A 14,653-nucleotide genomic window follows, 5' to 3' on the forward strand; every position below is an offset into this window, starting at 1 on the left:
GCCAAAACGGCTTTGGTTAGCGATTCGCGGCTCTCGGTGATGATTCTCGGCTCCCATTTCGAGCCGCTCTCATGGCATCAGGCAACCTTCACGACGCCCGACGGTCTGATGGACGAAGACACGACCCATCCGGACAAGACCCACCCGCGTGAAAGGGAGCGATGACCCGCATGAACGCACAGAAAATTCTTTCGCAGATCATGAAGCAGGCTGGCGGTGACAAATCGTCGGTGCAGGGCGGCGGCAGTGGCTTCGACGTCAAATCGCTGATAGGCGGCGGCGCGTTGGGCATGCTGGTCGGCAGCAAGCGCGGCCGCAGCATGGGTGGCAAGGCGGTCAAATATGGTGCACTGGCCGGCCTCGGAGCGCTGGCGTGGAAGGCTTGGCAAGCGCACCAGGAGAAGTCTTCCGCGCCCGCCACCACTGCCACTACCGAGACCGATCAGCCGCTGGAACAGCTCTCCGGCGAACGTCAGGAGACGCGGAGTCTGCTGATTCTGCGCTCGATGATCGCCGCCGCGCGCGCGGACGGCCACATCGATGCCGAAGAGCGCGCCGCATTGGCCGAGCAGATCGATGCACTGGGCGCCGACGACGAACTGCATGCTTGGGTCGAACAACAGATGTCCGTGCCGCTGGATGCCGACGCGATCGCCCGTAATGTCGATTCGCCACAGGCGGCGCGCGAGATCTATCTGGCCAGCGTGGCTATCGTCGACGAACAGAATCCGATGGAACGAGCCTGGCTCGACCAGTTGGCGGCGGCGCTCAAGCTCGATGGCGATCTCTGTCGAACGCTCGAGCGCCAGGCGTCGGACGCGTCGGTTTAAGCGTAACTGGGGCTAAGCGTGACTGGGGCTAAGCGGGACTGTGGCATCGGGCCCGAGGTTTGGTCTCGGGTTGGCGCTGCGTCAGCGTGCCGAAAAACGCCGCGAGCGACAGTAGCGCCACCAAACTGCCATAGGCGTAAGTGGTGGGAATCAGGCCGAGATGTTGGGTCGCAATACCGCCACATAGCGCCAAAGTGCTGGCCGACAGGTAACAGATCACATAGAACGCAGCCATCAGAGCCGAACGCTCGGTGGGCGGCGCCAGCGGCATGACAACACGCATGGCGCCCATGAACGCGGCACCGAAGCCGATACCGGCGATTGCCGTCCCCATCAGCAGGATCGCAACCGCCTTCAGGTACACCCCCAACAGCAGCCCGAGCATGCCGACGATCAGGCAGGCGGTGCCGAGCAGCACGGCCAATCTGGGCGGCTTGGCGCGCAGGATCAGTACGCTGATACCGCCGATGAAGGGCAATAGAAACGTGATCAGGCAACCGACGAGCGGGTTGTGAACGCCGCTGATCGTTTCCACCAGCGTCGGGCCCAGCGACAGTGAAAAGCCGCCCAGCGCCCAGGAAGAGACCACTGCCGGAATGACCCGAAACAGCGGGCTACGCACGGCCGGCGGGATCGTCGCGCGGGGACGGAGTGCTGCCAGAGCGCCGGGGCGCGGCGTCACGCTCTCCGGAATTCGACGCAGGCAGAGCCCCATGATGACGAGCATGATGATCAGGACCCCATAGACCAGGCGCATTGGCGCCGGGGCGTAGGTGACCAGCAGGCCGGCAATGAGCGCGCCGATCCCCATCCCGGACAGCGGTGCGATGCTTGCCAGTACCGGACCGCGATTGTGGTCGCTGTCGAGCATCGCCGCTGCCAATGCACTGGTCACGACACCGGTGGCGATACCTTGCAGGATTCGCGCCGCCAGTATCCACATCAGCCCGTCGGCGACCAGAAACAGCCCCAACGACAGGATCTCCCCCACGATGGCGATAGCCACGACCGGGCGCCGGCCAATGTAGTCCGACAACGAGCCAGTGGTCAGTAGCGCCAGCAACAGTGCGAACACGTAACTGGCGAAGACCAGCGTCAACCAGGTGGTCGAGAAATGCCAGGTCGACTGATAGATCTGATACAGCGGTGTCGGGGCGCTCGAGGCCGCGAGAAACGTCACCATCAATACCGCGTAGTAGACCAGCGAACCGAGCCTGGGCGTGGGGTAGACATTGGTCGAGCTGGAGGGTGTAGGCGGTGACATGAAAAGGTCCGTTAATGCTAAAATTTTGCGTTAATGGTAGTCTGGGCCTGGACGATGAATAAAGCAAACTCTTTGCGTTTGTCATCGGTCATATCGATGCGTTCTACTTGTACCGGCTTTCATCACAGCAGATTTCATTCCCTTCAGGTGTCACCGCACAGCGCTAGCGTGGAGAATCATGGCGATCAAGGAAGCCGTTAGACCCGGCGGGCGCAGCGCTCGCGTACAGGAAGCGGTTCATCAGGCCGTTCGCGAGCTGCAGGCCGTGAAAACCCGAGACGAGCTGACGGTACCGCAAATTGCCGAGCGCGCCGGGGTCACGCCGTCGACGATCTATCGCCGCTGGGGCAATCTGTCGGAGCTGGTCGCCGACGTGTCGGTGGAGCGAATGCGGTCCGACGATGATCCGGCCGACACCGGCACTCTGGCCGGCGATCTGCTGGCCTGGGGCCAACAGTATCTCGAGGAGATGGTCTCGGTACCGGGGCAGCGGGCGCTCAACGACGTCATGGCCAGCGCCGATAGCGAGCGTCGAGAACGCTGCTGCCGTTACAGCGAATCACTGATGGAAGCGTTGCACGACCGGGCCATTTCACGCGGCGAGACGCCGCCGCCGGTCCGGAGGCTCATCGATGGCGTGGTCGCGCCGATGACTTATCGCCTGCTCTATGATCGAGATTCGGCAACGGCCCACAATCTGCAGCGTTGGATTGACTGCACGCTGAAAGAAGGTGAATCCGGGGTGGCAAGCCACTGACAAGTCCGTTGAATCTCATATCAGCTTGGCTGCCACCAGCAGGTCGGCGACGGACTGGAAGGTACCATCGGGAATCGGCTCCCCATTGCCGGCACGTCTGGCAATGCTCTCGGCCAGCTCGGCATCTGCCGCCCGGGGAATATGACGGGGAATCGAGCTTGTCAGTAGATCGGCCGCCTGTGACGGATCTGCCTTGCAGGTGACCAGCGGCACTGGTGTTTCGCCACGCACATAGCGGATGCCAACCAACCATCCATCTTCGGTGCCGATCATCATCGAGGCATGTTGTACGCCGACCTTGGCATTCAACTGATGCATTTCACGGCGACGTTTGCGGCGCTCTTGGTTCATCGTCGGATCGCCTTCCTGATCCTTGCGTTCGCGCTTCTGCTCGGTCTTGGTCATGCGCTGGTCCCGCCGAAACAGCCAGCGCTGCAACATCACGTCGAAGCCGCCGACCAGCAGAAACGCGATCAGCGCGGTGATGACCAGTGGCTGCAATAGATCGATGAAAGTGCCCTGGATGCAACCGAAGCCGCAGCTGGAGGATTCCATCAGCGATTGCAGACCGAGCCGGTACACGATGATCAGCGCAACGGCCAGGGCCAGCATCTTGAAAAGCGACTTCAGAAACTCGGTTAGGCCGCGCACCGAGAAGATACGCTTGAAACCCTGTATCGGGTCTATCTTCTCCGCCTTGGGCAGCACCGGTTCGGTGGCGAAGACGAAGCCCTGCGAGACCACGATATTGGTCAGTACGATGATCACGAAAGTGAGTGCCACCAGCGGCACCACCGACAGCAGCAGAACTTCTCCCGCCTGCGCCACCAGCCGCGGCCACAGCGAGTCGAAGGGTTCGGTGTAGAGCCGCGCTGTCATGTCGAGCAGGTCCTGAACGCGCGCGATGATGTCGCTGGCACTGACCGCGAGGTACAGCGTGCTGGCCAGCATTACCATCGCCGTGACCAGGTCCGCGCTTTTGGAGACCTGGCCCTTTTTGCGCGCATCGCGAAGTTTCTTCGTCGATGGCGGTAGTGTCTTCTCTTCGGAAGGTTGCTCGCTCATGCGCTCATGGTGTCATGTCGGTTTCTGCAGAGTCTCAAGCCATTTGGGTTTCGAGGTTGCTGCCGTCGCCGGCGTAATCTTCATGATCGAAATCGTCCCAGCCCGATTCAGGCAAGTGTCCTTCCTGGACGTAGAATTCGTACTCGTCGCTGCGGTACTCGAAAATACTTACGTCGTCCGGAGCATCCCGCTGGCCGTAGTTCTGCATGTAATCTTCGAGAAACTCGTAGCGGCTCAAGCCATCTTCGGTCAGCAGGCCGTCCTCGTCCAGAGACGTGAAGAGATCCTTGAGATCGGCTTCATGGCCCTCGAGTGCGTTGGTGCGCTTGATGTCCTGCACGATGGAGAACGGCAACGTCGCGAGCGTCAATGCGGCGGATACCCAGAAAAGCGGGCCGGTGGCGGCGCGAGCGACGGCAATACCCTTGAGCGCCGCGAGTGAGGAAGCGCCGCCGGCAAGGCCGAAGGCACCGGCGGCGACGGTCACGGCGCCCTGGCCGATGGTGGCGCCATCGCCACTATCCGCGCCGCGCTTGATCATCAGCCCGCCGAGCGCGATATCCAGCGCGCCGGTGGCCGAGTTGGCTGCGCCATCCAGAACCCTCAGGAAGGAGCTGACGGAGCGTGTCGTCGTGGTGGCGTCAGGCAATGCCGGGTTCTTGGCGAATCCGTCCTTGGCGCCTTTGACGACTTTCCCGGCGTCGTCATAGGAGATATCCAGTTTCTTGGCCAGGGTCTCCTGATCGCCGACGGGAGCATCCTTGATGATCTGCTGCATGTTGTCGCTGAAGCGCTCCCACGTATGGGGGGTGGGAGCGGGTGCCTTACCCTTGACCTTGTCGTCGCCCCAGATCTGCGGCAGCGTCTTGTCGAGGCCCAACATGGCGTTGACGTTGGTGCCATTAACCTTGTCGATGATGTTGCTACCGAGATTGACGAAATGCTGGCTGGCGCCGAAGAAGCTGATGAATTCCTTGGCGATCGCCATGCGCCCCTCGGTGGTATCAGCGAGTGAACCACCCTTGCCTGCCAGCTGGTAGATGCCGGAGGCGAGCGAGATCAGACCGCCGGCCGAACCCAGCGCCCCGTTGCTGTTGAGCGTGCCGATCAGCGACATCATCCCGCCGTTGGTCTTTTCGTTGAGCGCCTTGTAGACGCCATTCTTCATCAGGCCGTCGATGTCCTTTTGGGTGATCGAGCCATTTTTCTGGAAGCGATCCCCGAGCTCCTGCAGCGCTTTGCCGAAGTTCTTCGCCGTCTGCTGATCGTTGAGGTATTCGTTGACGAACTTGTCGATCGTCTCCGCCGTGCGTCGTGGAATATCGACGCCCGCGCGTTTGAGCGCGGTCAGAACGGTCTTGACCACGTCCTGAGTCGCGGTGGCGGTATTGGCGTCGTTGATCTGGTCGGGGTTGGCGATCAGGTCGTCGAGATCGGTGACCATCGAATCGACCTGCAGGTTCTGGGCAAACTCAGCTGCCTTGTCGGTCTCGTCGGTCGCCGGGAATAGCGCAGCGAGGGCATTGTAGGTCTTCGAAATATCCTCTTCGGCGAGCTCGCTCTGGCCGCTCTCGCGCAGGTCGTTGATGTAATCGATGTATGCCTCGCTGAACGCCGTTTCCTCCAGCTGAGAGGCGATATCATCCTTGTGGGTGACCTTGTCGATGGCACCTTTCTGCGCCCCTGCGTAATCCTTCTGCACGGCGTCGGAGGCAAACAGGTCGCCAAGCCGGGCATCGAGTTTTTCGCCATCGACGATCGATGACAGATCGTCGCCGCTAGCGTGATCGAGACTCAGCCCCTCGGAGATGTCGAGTCCGACCAGGTCCAGACCGTTTTCGAGCGCGCCCTGGGCGCGCAGGGCTCGGTAAAATTGAGCGCGCTCATCGTTCTTGTCGATGCTGCCGTCCTCGATGCCCGTCTTCCAGTCCTTGATCAGATTCTGCCAGGTCAGTTCACTGACCGTCAGCTTGCGTGAGCTGTCGTCGGGGTCGGTTTCGCTGGTCTCCATCGCCTGAATGTCGACGTCGCTGAAGGTTGGCAGATCGTGATCACGACGCGCGGTATCGAGCTCTGCGTTGTCGGCGAGGCGTTGGGTATTGGTCTCACCGCCGTGCTTCGACCAGTAACCGTCGAAGACGTTGGTGACCTTGTCGCCATCGTCGCCCGCGGCACTGCCGATGCGCGCGCGCAGATCGTCGTTGACCTGGGTCACGGCATCGCTCGGGCTGACGCCATCTTTAATCTTGCTGTCGATCAGGTTCTGGTAGAGCTGAGACAGCGTGTCGGAGCTGTCGATATGCAGGATGTTGCGCGTATCGGTGAGCGTGCCACCCGCCATGGCGGAGGCCAGCGCGTTGAGATTGTCCTCATAGCTCGGATTGTCGGTCAGCGTGGTATCGGCGAGGAAATCGTCGTAAGCCGCGTAGCCGGCGTCGATGGCATCGTTCTTGCCGCCGTGACGCTCCCAGTAGCCGTTGAAGACGTTGAGACCGTCATCGCTATCTTTTCCGGTATTGCTTAGTGCGTTGCCGGTGCGGTCAAGCAAATCGCTCTTGGCGTCGTCGATCGCAGATTGCAGATCCGGTGCTTCGCCGCGTTCACGTTGCTGATTGAGTAGATATTCCACCAGGTGGCCGAACTGCTCGCTGGCGCCCCCGGTCAGCGGTGTCACCGTACGATTGTCGATATCGATGCCTTCGGCCATGTCGGATGAGAGCGAGTTCAGCGTATCGTCGTAAGCAATATCGGCCTCGTCGCGATTGGCCAGATAGCTCTCCTCGGCCAGTGCCTTGGCATCGTCTTCGCCGCCATGGCGGTCCCAGTAACCGTCGAAGACATTGGTGACATCACCACCGCCGACGCTATCGATGCGCGAGCGCAGGTCGTCGTTGACGCGATCCATGGCTTCCTGAGTGTCATCGCCCTGACCGATCCGGTCCTTGATCAGGTTCTTGTAGAGCTGGGAGAGCGTGTCGGAGCTGTCCAGATGGAGGATGTTCCGGCTGTCTGTCAGCGTGCCGCCCGACATCCCCAGGGCGAGGGCGTTGAGGTTGTCCTCGTAATCCGGATTGTCGATCAGCGTATGGGTGCTCAAGAATTCCTTGTAGGCGTCATAACCGGCGTCGCCGGCCGCCTCTTCACCGCCATGGCGCTTCCAGTAGCCCTCGAAGACGTCGAGGCCCTTGTCAGCACTCTTGCCGGCGCCGTCCTTACCAAGATCGCCCAGCGCGTTGCCGATACGATCGAATAGCGCATCCTTGGCCTTGTCGATTGCCGCGCCCAGGTCCGCCTTGTCGCCGCGCCCATGCTGGGCGTTCAATTCGGCCGAAACGAGTTTCTGAAACTGCTTGGCGGCATCGCCAGTCAGCGGTGATACCTTGCGTTTGTCGATATCGATGCCATCCGCCATGTCCGTCGCCAGCGAATTCAGCGTGTTCTCGTAATCCTGGCTTCCCGGCTCGAGGCTCTCTTTCTTGGCGTCGTCATTCCGCTCGGCCAGCTTCTGTGCCAGCTTGAGAATGGAAGAAAAGGCCGGATTGATACCGGAAGGCATGATGCTCTTGTCCAGGGTGACTTCATCGTTGACGCGCATCGAGTTTTCTCTCTGGGACGTTGGCTGGGAGACACCGACGGTCGATCCATGGGGCTCATGGGGAGAGCGAGGCCCATGGGGGAGCGAGGCAGCATCGGAGTAACGTGGACCCAGTGTCGAAAAACAGGATGACGAGCTGATGGCAATGGCGAAACGCTGAGTAACGAACCGTAAGGTTTTGGTGGTAGAGCGTGGGGTAAAAAGCGGCGATCAGCGCATCGCGCCGAGAATGGCTTCGAGGCGGCCCATGTTGAGGTCCACGATATCGAGCTGATCGACCATCAAGGGAATCAGGAAGACCACGTAGATCAGCATCAGGAAGGCAAACAGCAGGTTCTTGATCGGCAGCGACAGGTCGAAGGCGTGAAGATTGGGCGCCATTCTGGCGACGTAGGCCAGCATCAGATCGGCAATCAACAGCGCGATTACCAGCGGGGCGATCATCAATACGCCAATCTGCATCACCTGATCGAGCAGGCCCAGCAAAGCCATGGCCGAGGCTTCCGACATCAGCGGCACGAAGTCCACTGCCGGCCACAGCGCGTAGCTGCGATAGAAACCATCGAGCAGCAGCATGAAACCACCGGTGATGAAAAACAGCGCCAACAGCGTGATCGTCAACAGCGTGGAAGTCACGCCCGTTTCCGTGGCGCCCATCGGATCGACGATCTGCGCCATCGTCGAGCCGCGCTGCAGATCGATCAGCTCACCGGCGACCTCGGCGGCCCAGAACGGCACGCCGAACACCAGGCCAATGGCGACGCCGATCAGCAGCTCCTTGATCACCATGCCGGCGACGCTGAAGCTGGACAGCCCGTCCGCAGTGGACATGGCATCGAATAGCGGCACGATCAGCGGAATCGAGATCGTCACCGCCACGGCGGAGCGGATCATGCCGGTCAGGCCGAGGCGGTTGAACGCCGGTGTCACCAGCACCATGCCCAGCGCCCGTGCCACGCCGACGGCCGCTGCGGCGATCAGCGGATACGCGAACTGGGTCAGGAACTGGGCAAAATCTTCGTAGTTCATGTGCGCGGCTCGTTGACGCTGGCGCCGAGCCTAGCGCGACCAGGCGGCAAAATTATCCAACACCTGATCGGCAATATTGACGATCTGCCCGGCCAGCAGCGGTCCCGAGAGAATCAGCACCAGCAGTACCGCGACCAGCTTGACCGCCTGCGGTAACGTCTGGTCCTGAATCTGGGTCAACGCCTGCAGCAAACCGACCCCAAAACCCACCGCGATCGCCACCAGCAGGGCAGGCGCAGACACCAGCAGCACCGTCCACAGGGCGTTCTTCATCAGCGAGAGGAAGATATCGTCCGTCATCCTAACCGCCTCCGTAACTCAGAATCAGACCGTGCATCAGTCGCGACCAGCCATCCACCGCCACGAACAGGAAGATCTTCAGCGGAATCGAGATCAGGGTCGGCGACACCATCATCATGCCCATCGCCATCAGTACGTTGGAGACGATCAGGTCGATGATCAGAAACGGTATGTAGAGAAGGAAGCCGATCTCGAAGGCCCGGGTCAACTCGGAGCTGACGAAAGCCGGTATCAGCACGATCAGGTCATCACTCTTCAGATCCTCGCGCGCCTCGTCCGACCACAGCGTGCGGGTGGCATCGATGAAAAATGCTCGCTCGCGCTCGCTGGCGTAGCGGGACAGATACTCCTGCAATGGCCCCCGAAGCGCCTCGCCGGTCTGCTTGATCTCCTCGACGTTGGCCAATCCCGCCGAGCGCTGTTCGAACTGGTGGGCCATCTCCCCGATCAACGGCGTGGTGATGTAGACCGTCAGGATCAGCGCGATGCCGTAGAGCACGAGGTTGGGCGGTGTCTGTTGCACGCCGAGGGCATTGCGGATCAGGAACAGCACCACCGAGATCTTGAGAAAGCCGGTCATCGTGACCACCGCCAACGGCACCAGGCCGATGGTGGCAACCACGATGATGATGGCGATCAGGTTGGGCTGAAACTCAGTCATCCCCGGCAGGTCCCGTCTCGAGCGAAAGCCTTTCGATCTGTACTCCGATGGCATCACCGATGGCGATCAGCCGCCCACGCCCCATGCGCTGGCCGTTCACGACCAGATCGACGGCCCGTTCCGGCTGGCGCTCCAGGGGTAGCACGCTGCCTTCACCGAGCTTGCGCAACTCGCCGAGCGACATGTCCAGCCGGCCCAGCTCGCAGGTCATCTGCACCGGCAGGCTATCCATGGCCGCGTCGGTTTCCGACGGCGCTTGGGTTGGCGATTCGGATTGATCCACAGGGGGTTCGCTCATGACGCTCTCTTCGTGGGATGGATTCGAGTTTGGCTCGGGATGATTCGCGATCAACGGGCCGGTGGCTTTCAGCCCGGCTTCGCTGAAACGGGCGCGGCAACTGAAGCGACCGGCCAGATTCAGCTGGACCTCCTCTACTGTTGCCGTATCGAGGATGACTACGTCGCCGGAGCGCAGGCTGCGAAACTCACCCAGTGTCAGCATTTGCTTGCCACACTCGACCCGAAGTGTGGAAATGACGCCATTGGCCGGCGCTCGCTGTGCCGGAAAGGCATGGTCGAACTGTGGCAACAGCCGTTCGGCAACCGGAACGGCAAGATCGAGGGTCAACGGGTGGGATTCGCCGTCGAGCTCGAGAGTCAAGCATAGACGCATGGTGTGAGCGGGCGGCTTCGGCTCGCCGGGCAACAGGCGTATCTCCGCGTTCAATGCCGCTTCCAGCGGCTCCAGCCACTCGAGCCACACGACCTCCAGCCACATGGCGGCCAGCTCGGCATCGACGTCATCCAATTCACGACGCCGGTCGGGATGCTGACCGAGTCTATCGAAGGCTCGAGCATTGCCGCTCAGTGTCAACCGTTCCTCGCCAAGGCAGAGCGTGATCGCTCGTGCTTCTCCGAGGGCTAGGCGTTCTTCGAGGGCTGGAGACTCTTCGACTCGCGCTCCCGCCGGGAGCAGTCGCAGGCTGGCCGCACGGCCGTGCCAGTCGAATTCGAGCGGCTGACGAGCCACGTGCAGCGCGTTATGCAGCGCGAATCGGGAAGCCTCGACATGTGGCAGTGCCGATATCGACAGCGGGATGACTCGGGCCGCTGTGGCATCGTCCGGCGAGCCGGCTGTTTCAAACAAGGGCCGGGATCGAGCCGCGGCTGGGGTCGATGACAGATTCGTCATGTGAGATCTCCTCGCCCCTGGCGTGCCTCTTCTATCTCCAGCTCCGTCAGTCGCTCGGCATTGACCGCCATGGCGCGTTGTCGATCGGTTTGCAGACGTTCCAGCGCACGCTGGGCGCGCAGGCGTCGAGCCCATTCGGTGGCCTGTGCATCGCGCTCTTCTTCGGCGAGCTTGAGATGACGCATCTGCGCTCGGCGTTCGTGAAGCAGCGTTTCTCGATGCGCGGCGTCGTCGGCCATCGTTTGTTGCCAGTCGGCCAGCGCTTCGGCATTGAGCAGGCGACTTTGGCTTGAGTCGAATTGTGCCTGTTCCCGCTGATTGGCGCTGCGCTGGTGTTCCACCAACGACTGCTCCAGCGCCTGGTACTGTGCTGTCAGGTCTCTGCACTGGCGCTGACCTGTCGCCAGGGCTTCCTCGGCCAGACGCGTGCGCTGACGCCGCAGCTGCATCAGACGCTCGAGCTGATGCGGTGAGGTCATTGGGCGATCTCCCTGAGCCGCTTCAGAGTCTCTGTGAAATCGCTGTGGTCATCCCGCGACTGGCGCAAAAAGTCATTGATCGCGGCATGTTTGCGAATCGCTTCATCGGTGGCGGCATCGCTGCCTTCACGATACTCGCCCACCTGCAGCAGCAGCTCAACATCGCGATAACGTGCCATCAGGTCGCGAATCTTGCCGGCATCGCGACGGTGATCGTCGCTGGCGACGGTCTCCATCAGTCGACTGCGGCTGGCCAGCACGTCGATCGCCGGGAAGTGGTCGCGGCGGGCGAGGTCGGCACTCAGCACGATATGCCCGTCGAGAATGGCGCGGGTCTCCTCGGCGACGGGGTCCAGCGTGCCATCACCTTCGGTCAGCACCGTATAGATCGCGGTGATGGTGCCTCCGGAGGCGCCGCCGGGGCCGGCACGTTCGAGCAGCCGGGGGAGAGCGGCGAAAAGCGACGGCGGATAGCCGCGCCGGGTTGGCGGCTCGCCGGCGGCGAGACCGATCTCGCGCTGAGCGCGGGCAAAGCGGGTAAGACTGTCGACCAGCAACAGCACGTCACGCCCCTGGTCGCGAAAGTACTCAGCCACGCTGGTCGCGACCAGCGCCGCTCGGGCACGCTCGATTGCCGGGCGATCCGATGTGGAGACGACGCAAACGGTGCGGCGTCGAGCCTCGGCATCGAGCTGCACGTCGAGCAGCTCACGCACTTCACGCCCACGCTCACCGACCAGCCCGAGGACGACGACTTCCGCGCTGCTGCCCTTGACGATGGCCGAGAGCAACGAAGATTTACCCACACCGGGTTCACCGAACAGGCCAACGCGCTGGCCTCGGGCGACTGTGTTGAGCGCGTCGATGGCGCGTACGCCAAGGGCCAGCGGATGCTCGATCAACTGGCGGGTCAGCGGCGGCGGAGGCTCGGCATGGACGGGGACTTCGCGCAGGGTCGCGGCGGTCTGTGGAGAGCCGGAAGACGGCGCCGGCGGGGTATCCAGCCACTCACCGAGTGGGCTGATCACGCGGCCGAGCAAGCTATCGCCAACGGCCACGCCCTGAGCGCGCCCGGTGGCGATCACCTCGCTGCGGGTCGACAAACCCTGCAGTTCGCCGATCGGCGAGAGCACGGCGTCTTCTTCCTCGAAGCCGATCACCTCGGCAGCGATACGACGACCGCTGACAGGATCACGCAGGTAGCAGAGTTCGCCGATGCTGACACCTTCGATACTGGCGTGGATCAGCAGGCCGCGAATCCGTCGCACCCGGCCATTGATCTGGCGGGTTTCGGTCCTGGCGAGGCGTTCGCCGAGTCTCGGCAACAGATCATCGAGCGCCGTGAGGGCGTTGCCATTGTTGTTGTCGCTGTCGGGCGCGGATCTCTCTGTGCTCATGCCGATGCCTTGCCGTCGAGCAACGCCTGACGCAGCACGTCGAGCTGCGAATCCACGCCGATATCCATGACCGCAACCGGGCTGACCAGCAGGCACTGACCTGGCCCCAGTTGGGCGTCGGCTTCGACCTGAAAATCGACCGTCACGGGCGGATGCTCGGCAAGCAGAGTGGCCACGCGGGTCTCCAGTGCCGGGGCCACACGAATGCGCAGGCGGTGTTCGTGACGCCATTCGGATAGGGCCTGACGCACGCAACGGGCGACCAGGTCGGCGTCATCGAATTCTCCGAGGAGCCTGCGGACCAGGTTCAGCGAAAGCTCGGCCAGCGCTGGCTCGAGACCCTCCAGATAACGTTTGACGTCAGACTGCGTGGTCGCCAGCAGTTGCGCGGCCTGAGCTTCGCCATCACGACGGCCGGCTTCGAAACCCTCGGTGTAACCGGTATTCCGCGCCTGCTGGGATTCGGCGGCCTGATCGTCTGCCCGCTGGCGTGCCTGATCGAGAAAGGCGTAACCGTCGACCCAGGCTTCGGCTTCCGCGGCGCGCAAGATCACCTTGCCGGGGCGTGGGGGGAGTGAGTTCATGCCGGATCACCGCCTTGTCGAGTGGCCTGGCCCTGCGTGGCGTTACGCGAGAGTAGATGCGCTGCCGCCAGGCGGGCGATCTCGCTGGCCTTGTCCGTGTCCTCATGGCTGCCGATGTCGATGTGGTCGTCGACTGCAGGCTGTTCAGAGGCATCGCTGGCGGTTAGCTGACCGAGCCAACCCAATTGAAGCCAGGCTCGCAGCGAGGTCGGTCGTGTCTCCGCCCACACCAACAGGCAGCGGCTGCCGGCTCGTTCGATTCTGGCCTCGAAGACGTCGAGATCATCCCCGATGGCTTCGTCGGCGTTGCCATGGCTGCGATGGGTCAAGGCCAGCGCATAGAGATCGGCGCCCAGACGCTGCTTGAGCGCGGCGACGCGTGGCGCCTGGATTTCGCGAACCACGGCATTGGCATGGACGATGACGCCGGCTGCACGAACGCAGTCCGTTAGTGCGGCGGCGTCGAGCTGGCGCAACGCGTGATCGGCGGCGTCTGCCTCGGGCAGTGCATCAATCGCGGGTAAGTTGTGGCGGCGCCGCAGTCGCTCGGTCAGGCGCTGTCGAAAACGCGGCTGCGCGACCCAGCGTTGCAGGGTCGCATCCAGGGCGATGCCGTCCAGACATTCGACCCAGTGTGTCCGATCGATGCGCACCGGCAGTTCGGCGTCGGCGGCTGTCATCATGATGGTGTCGCCAAATCATAGGGGCGTTGGCGGCGCTGCCGCCAGATCAGCCAGCCCACCGCAAGGCTCAGTAACAGGATCGCCGCGATCATCAGGCCGAATAACCACCCGACGCTGGCGACGCTGGTAGCCGGCATCGCGATGCCCAGAAACGAACTCATCACCGGCTGCGGCGTCGAGCGTGTCTCTTCCGGGAGGCGAGAGACGACCGGCACCACCGAGACCTTGTCGTAGGAGAGGCCGGCGATGCCGTTGGCGACCAGTGTCTTGATCTGGGGAATCAGCGGATCGATATCCAGCGATGGGATATAGCGCACGAAGACCGATGCCGACGACGGCGTGCTGTTCTGCTGCAATAGATCGTTGTCCGGCAACACGACGTGAACGCGCGCCGACAGCACGCCGTCGATCTGGGAGACGGTGTGAGACAGTTCCTGGCTCAATGCGTAGATCATCTGGGCGCGCTCCTGTACGGGAGACGATACCAGACCGTTGCCCTGAAAGACCTCGCCGAGGTTGGTGAACTTGCGCTCCGGCAGGCCGGCGCGATCAAGCACGTCGACCGCTTCAGCGAAACGATCCTCGTCGACGGTCACCGTCATCTGGCCTTCGTCGTCGGACTGTCGATTGGCCGGAATCCCGTTGCGTGTCAGCGTTGCCACGATCACGTTCGCTTCGCGCTCGTCGAGGTGCGTATAAAGATTGGTATCGCAGGCCTGCAACAGCAGTGCCATTAGCAGCAGCGAGATGACCTGCAGCGGGCATCGGTACGAAGACCGGGGCAAACGTGAACGGCTAGAGCGTCGATCGAAGCGCA

Annotated in this window: 14 protein-coding genes; 2 read left to right on the plus strand and 12 right to left on the minus strand. The window is 62.3% G+C overall.

What is annotated here, in order from left to right; genetic code table 11:
- Positions 1–170: 170 nt before the first annotated feature.
- Entirely contained in the window at positions 171–830 is a 660-nt protein-coding gene (locus DOM27_RS03610) for a tellurite resistance TerB family protein (RefSeq protein ID WP_110654660.1), read from the plus strand.
- A gap of 28 nt (positions 831–858) precedes the next feature.
- Here the strand turns inward: DOM27_RS03610 and DOM27_RS03615 are convergent, their stop codons facing one another.
- A complete protein-coding gene (locus DOM27_RS03615) occupies positions 859–2,094 on the minus strand; it encodes an MFS transporter (protein ID WP_110654661.1) in 1,236 nt (411 codons plus the stop codon).
- A 178-nt stretch (positions 2,095–2,272) separates the two neighbouring features.
- On the opposite strand from DOM27_RS03615, the gene DOM27_RS03620 reads away from it, so the two are divergent.
- On the plus strand, positions 2,273–2,851 hold the full coding sequence (locus DOM27_RS03620; RefSeq protein ID WP_110654662.1) for a TetR/AcrR family transcriptional regulator: 579 nt from the start codon (positions 2,273–2,275) through the stop codon (positions 2,849–2,851).
- A gap of 15 nt (positions 2,852–2,866) precedes the next feature.
- Here DOM27_RS03620 and DOM27_RS03625 read toward each other — a convergent pair whose 3' ends face one another.
- The 11 genes from DOM27_RS03625 to sctJ all read right to left on the minus strand — a co-directional run bounded on the left by DOM27_RS03625 (position 2,867) and on the right by sctJ (position 14,621).
- Positions 2,867–3,916: an EscU/YscU/HrcU family type III secretion system export apparatus switch protein gene (locus DOM27_RS03625; protein ID WP_110654663.1), complete on the minus strand. Its 1,050-nt coding sequence runs from the start codon at positions 3,914–3,916 to the stop codon at positions 2,867–2,869.
- 34 nt (positions 3,917–3,950) lie between these two features.
- A complete protein-coding gene (locus tag DOM27_RS03630; RefSeq protein ID WP_110654664.1) occupies positions 3,951–7,511 on the minus strand; it encodes a hypothetical protein in 3,561 nt (1,186 codons plus the stop codon).
- 210 nt (positions 7,512–7,721) lie between these two features.
- On the minus strand, positions 7,722–8,540 hold the full coding sequence (gene sctT / locus DOM27_RS03635) for a type III secretion system export apparatus subunit SctT (protein WP_110654665.1): 819 nt from the start codon (positions 8,538–8,540) through the stop codon (positions 7,722–7,724).
- Positions 8,541–8,570: 30 nt separating this feature from the next.
- Positions 8,571–8,840, minus strand: coding sequence for a type III secretion system export apparatus subunit SctS (sctS, locus tag DOM27_RS03640; protein WP_110654666.1), 270 nt, complete (start codon positions 8,838–8,840; stop codon positions 8,571–8,573).
- 1 nt (position 8,841) lies between these two features.
- The gene (gene sctR / locus DOM27_RS03645; RefSeq protein WP_110654667.1) at positions 8,842–9,501 is read right to left on the minus strand and encodes a type III secretion system export apparatus subunit SctR; all 660 of its coding nucleotides are present in this window, start codon (positions 9,499–9,501) and stop codon (positions 8,842–8,844) included.
- On the minus strand, positions 9,494–10,693 hold the full coding sequence (gene sctQ, locus DOM27_RS03650) for a type III secretion system cytoplasmic ring protein SctQ (protein WP_157956705.1): 1,200 nt from the start codon (positions 10,691–10,693) through the stop codon (positions 9,494–9,496). The genes sctR and sctQ overlap by 8 nt, the downstream gene beginning before the upstream one ends.
- On the minus strand, positions 10,690–11,172 hold the full coding sequence (locus DOM27_RS17870) for a hypothetical protein (protein WP_157956706.1): 483 nt from the start codon (positions 11,170–11,172) through the stop codon (positions 10,690–10,692). Before DOM27_RS17870 ends, sctQ begins: the two co-directional genes overlap by 4 nt.
- Positions 11,169–12,569: a FliI/YscN family ATPase gene (locus DOM27_RS03655; protein WP_110654669.1), complete on the minus strand. Its 1,401-nt coding sequence runs from the start codon at positions 12,567–12,569 to the stop codon at positions 11,169–11,171. The genes DOM27_RS17870 and DOM27_RS03655 overlap by 4 nt, the downstream gene beginning before the upstream one ends.
- The gene (gene sctL / locus DOM27_RS03660) at positions 12,566–13,153 is read right to left on the minus strand and encodes a type III secretion system stator protein SctL (RefSeq protein ID WP_110654670.1); all 588 of its coding nucleotides are present in this window, start codon (positions 13,151–13,153) and stop codon (positions 12,566–12,568) included. Before sctL ends, DOM27_RS03655 begins: the two co-directional genes overlap by 4 nt.
- Positions 13,150–13,836, minus strand: coding sequence for a hypothetical protein (locus DOM27_RS03665; protein WP_110654671.1), 687 nt, complete (start codon positions 13,834–13,836; stop codon positions 13,150–13,152). Before DOM27_RS03665 ends, sctL begins: the two co-directional genes overlap by 4 nt.
- A complete protein-coding gene (sctJ, locus tag DOM27_RS03670) occupies positions 13,833–14,621 on the minus strand; it encodes a type III secretion system inner membrane ring lipoprotein SctJ (RefSeq protein WP_245392572.1) in 789 nt (262 codons plus the stop codon). Before sctJ ends, DOM27_RS03665 begins: the two co-directional genes overlap by 4 nt.
- Positions 14,622–14,653: the final 32 nt, after the last annotated feature.

The sequence above is a fragment of the Salinicola halimionae genome, from assembly GCF_003206065.1.
GTDB classification, from domain to species: domain Bacteria; phylum Pseudomonadota; class Gammaproteobacteria; order Pseudomonadales; family Halomonadaceae; genus Salinicola; species Salinicola halimionae.

Excerpts from the sequence above, each read along its gene's own strand:
- sctT (WP_110654665.1), bottom strand. The coding sequence starts at position 8,540 with ATGAACTACGAAGATTTTGCCCAGTTCCTGACCCAGTTCGCGTATCCG.
- DOM27_RS03625 (WP_110654663.1), bottom strand. The coding sequence starts at position 3,916 with ATGAGCGAGCAACCTTCCGAAGAGAAGACACTACCGCCATCGACGAAG.
- sctS (WP_110654666.1), bottom strand. The coding sequence starts at position 8,840 with ATGACGGACGATATCTTCCTCTCGCTGATGAAGAACGCCCTGTGGACG.
- DOM27_RS03630 (WP_110654664.1), bottom strand. The coding sequence starts at position 7,511 with ATGCGCGTCAACGATGAAGTCACCCTGGACAAGAGCATCATGCCTTCC.
- sctL (WP_110654670.1), bottom strand. The coding sequence starts at position 13,153 with ATGAACTCACTCCCCCCACGCCCCGGCAAGGTGATCTTGCGCGCCGCG.
- sctR (WP_110654667.1), bottom strand. The coding sequence starts at position 9,501 with ATGACTGAGTTTCAGCCCAACCTGATCGCCATCATCATCGTGGTTGCC.
- DOM27_RS17870 (WP_157956706.1), bottom strand. The coding sequence starts at position 11,172 with ATGACCTCACCGCATCAGCTCGAGCGTCTGATGCAGCTGCGGCGTCAG.
- DOM27_RS03620 (WP_110654662.1), top strand. The coding sequence starts at position 2,273 with ATGGCGATCAAGGAAGCCGTTAGACCCGGCGGGCGCAGCGCTCGCGTA.
- DOM27_RS03655 (WP_110654669.1), bottom strand. The coding sequence starts at position 12,569 with ATGAGCACAGAGAGATCCGCGCCCGACAGCGACAACAACAATGGCAAC.
- DOM27_RS03610 (WP_110654660.1), top strand. The coding sequence starts at position 171 with ATGAACGCACAGAAAATTCTTTCGCAGATCATGAAGCAGGCTGGCGGT.
- sctQ (WP_157956705.1), bottom strand. The coding sequence starts at position 10,693 with ATGACGAATCTGTCATCGACCCCAGCCGCGGCTCGATCCCGGCCCTTG.
- DOM27_RS03615 (WP_110654661.1), bottom strand. The coding sequence starts at position 2,094 with ATGTCACCGCCTACACCCTCCAGCTCGACCAATGTCTACCCCACGCCC.
- DOM27_RS03665 (WP_110654671.1), bottom strand. The coding sequence starts at position 13,836 with ATGATGACAGCCGCCGACGCCGAACTGCCGGTGCGCATCGATCGGACA.